This is a genomic window from Fulvivirga sp. AWR4_260 (assembly GCF_056158185.1).
Window position 1 is genome coordinate 1 of sequence record NZ_JBSWSU010000020.1, and the last position, 2,377, is coordinate 2,377.

Sequence of the window (2,377 nt, forward strand, 5' to 3'; positions counted from 1 at the left end):
TTATTATTTCGTTTACAAATTTATAATTTTTAGGTACGCTTTAAACATGGGTTGGATTGCGATAACTTTGGCAATCTAAAAAAGAGGACAAGCAATTTCGCTTGTCCTCTTTCAATTATCTAATATGAATTAAACTCACTTTCCACATACCCATCAACCGACCAAATATTACTTTCGCTTTGTTCAGCCTGTTGCTCTGCTTTTTTAAATTCATCTAAATATTTGGTATTTGGTTCCTCAATATAAGCAACACGAGCAAGTCCTTTTTCAATCAGCAATTGATTAAAGTTCTCTTTACCTACCCATATGTAGCCTAACAGCCGATCATACTTATCGGTTTTGGGATCACCAATTTCTAAAGTGACAGTTTCACCCTCTTGCAATGTTTCTTTTGCAAAAGCACTCGCTTCCTCACCAAATGGCTGTACAGGCTTTTGTGGATGAACCGTTTCAGGTGTATCAACAAGAAGTAAACGAACAGTTTCAATGTTGCCATTAGGCATTTTAACTTTTATTGTATCGCCATCAACAACACGATCTATTGTGACCTGTTCTTCTTTTGTTTCAACATCTGTTTCAGCAACAATATTATCAATTGTTGTAGAAACACCATCTGTAACTCTATTTATATCGCAACCAGCAGCAATTAATATTAACAGCAATAAAAAAACATTAATTTTTTTCATTCTTTGCACCTTTTTTTCTATGTTTTAAATAAAACTCAATTGCTTCCGTGGTAAATTCCCCCATTTCTCTGTGTTCCTTAAATGCAAGTTCTTTTACCTTTCTATGGATGTATTCAGGAACCTTTATAGGTTTTTTTACCTCTTTTTCATAATAATTCATGTCTTTTCCTCCTTCATTTCGAATATCAGTCCATTTTGCTTGAAGCAAATAACAAGCTTTAAGCTTGGAACTACATTCTATTAACCTAAAGTTCAACAAACGTATCAACCATCATTATACATAAAAGCAACACAATTATTATTGTTTGAATAATTTCATTCTTACGAGCCAATTCAAAAACTCCCTCAGAATACTTTTTTTGTTTCTTCCTTGCAATTATTGGTATAACAAAGTTTATCATTATGCCAATAAAAGCAAAAAATGTTATTAAATAAATTAATATAGCATGAATACTTGCCTTATATAAAAACATTGTTATACCGCATATAACAACAAAAACAAACGATACTACCATAATTATTAAACGTATTTTGTCACTTATACTAATATCAATCTCTTTTGCAATTGCACTCACTACAATAGCAAGTGAAGGCAGAAGGGTTGTTGATAAAAATACAATTAATTCTACACCTCCTGAAGATACATATACTACAACAGATGTAGCAATTACCGCCAACCAAAAATGCGCATGCATTACATCACGTAAAGTTTCAATATTCATTCAAAATCATCCTATTCTCTTTACTTTTTAGCAATTGATTTTTTAATCACCATTTTCTTTTTTTGAGACCTTTCTATTTTATTTAAGTAACGAGCAAGAAAGTTCTCGTTAATTTTTTCGGGCATATAGCCTACTCGATCTTTAATAATATTTTCTATTACCCACATCTTACGAGTAGCTTTTTCATACTCATCATAAGAGGTAGTATGAAAAGATTGAATTTCCTCATTCTGTTTTCCTTTCGCTTTTTCTTCCGCATGATGTGCTAACATACGGAAATTATAAGCTTCTGTTCTCCTTTTTCTAGCAAAAGTAAGAAGATATAACAAATGAATTGTTTCTAGCTCCAACAGCTCTGATGTGCTTTTGTACATATCCATTTCATCAGGAATATACTTAATCGTGTTGTCTAAACGCTCCCCATTTTCTAATATATATCGCTGGCTTAATTCCATTTCACAAAATGGGCAGTAATTATCAATTACTTTTTCACCACAATAAGCGCATGTATGCTCCATTCTCCCACCTCCATGTTAAGGAGAGCCGCAGCTCCCCTTAAAGTTGTTTCATAATTAAAGTTCTTTTCCACAGTTATGACAAACGGTTATACTTTCATCCGTTCCGCCAATGTCGATTTTTTCGGTATTTTCATGATGACACATTTCAAAATATTCATACTGTCCGTATAGATTATAAAATCTATTTAGAACTACCTCTGCGCTTTCTTTTTTAGACAAATACTCATAATATGAGTTTATTTCTTCAACGGCTTCCCTCAAACTAGAAAAGCTTTTTCTAGCTGTTTTGCTATCGACTACACCTTCATAAATAATGTACTCGTACTGAGCCTTTTGCTCAACCTTCTCCTGCACAATGAAATAATTGTGCAAAGGTGCTGGGTGAGCACACGAGTATGACAAACTTAACCTTAGCAATACGTAATCTAACCAAGTAAGATAACATAAACAC

At 32.9% G+C, this 2,377-nt stretch carries 5 protein-coding genes; all 5 read right to left on the reverse strand.

Translation table 11 applies throughout. The features are described 5' to 3' along the window. Positions 1 to 119 precede the first annotated feature (119 nt). Entirely contained in the window at positions 120 to 686 is a 567-nt protein-coding gene (locus ACXACQ_RS23685; RefSeq protein WP_474978519.1) for a thermonuclease family protein, read from the reverse strand. Beyond that, positions 673 to 894: a hypothetical protein gene (locus ACXACQ_RS23690; RefSeq protein WP_474978520.1), complete on the reverse strand. Its 222-nt coding sequence runs from the start codon at positions 892 to 894 to the stop codon at positions 673 to 675. Before ACXACQ_RS23690 ends, ACXACQ_RS23685 begins: the two co-directional genes overlap by 14 nt. 37 nt (positions 895 to 931) lie before the next feature. After that, positions 932 to 1,408: a hypothetical protein gene (locus tag ACXACQ_RS23695; protein WP_474978521.1), complete on the reverse strand. Its 477-nt coding sequence runs from the start codon at positions 1,406 to 1,408 to the stop codon at positions 932 to 934. Positions 1,409 to 1,428: 20 nt separating this feature from the next. Continuing rightward, entirely contained in the window at positions 1,429 to 1,926 is a 498-nt protein-coding gene (locus tag ACXACQ_RS23700; protein ID WP_474978522.1) for a hypothetical protein, read from the reverse strand. Between the two features lie 54 nt (positions 1,927 to 1,980). Then, on the reverse strand, positions 1,981 to 2,377 hold a 397-nt coding region (locus ACXACQ_RS23705; protein ID WP_474978523.1), incomplete at its 5' end, for a hypothetical protein.

What these genes read in the sequence shown, in the direction of transcription:
- ACXACQ_RS23695 (WP_474978521.1), bottom strand. Translation starts at nt 1,408, where the DNA reads ATGAATATTGAAACTTTACGTGATGTAATGCATGCGCATTTTTGGTTG.
- ACXACQ_RS23700 (WP_474978522.1), bottom strand. Translation starts at nt 1,926, where the DNA reads ATGGAGCATACATGCGCTTATTGTGGTGAAAAAGTAATTGATAATTAC.
- ACXACQ_RS23685 (WP_474978519.1), bottom strand. Translation starts at nt 686, where the DNA reads ATGAAAAAAATTAATGTTTTTTTATTGCTGTTAATATTAATTGCTGCT.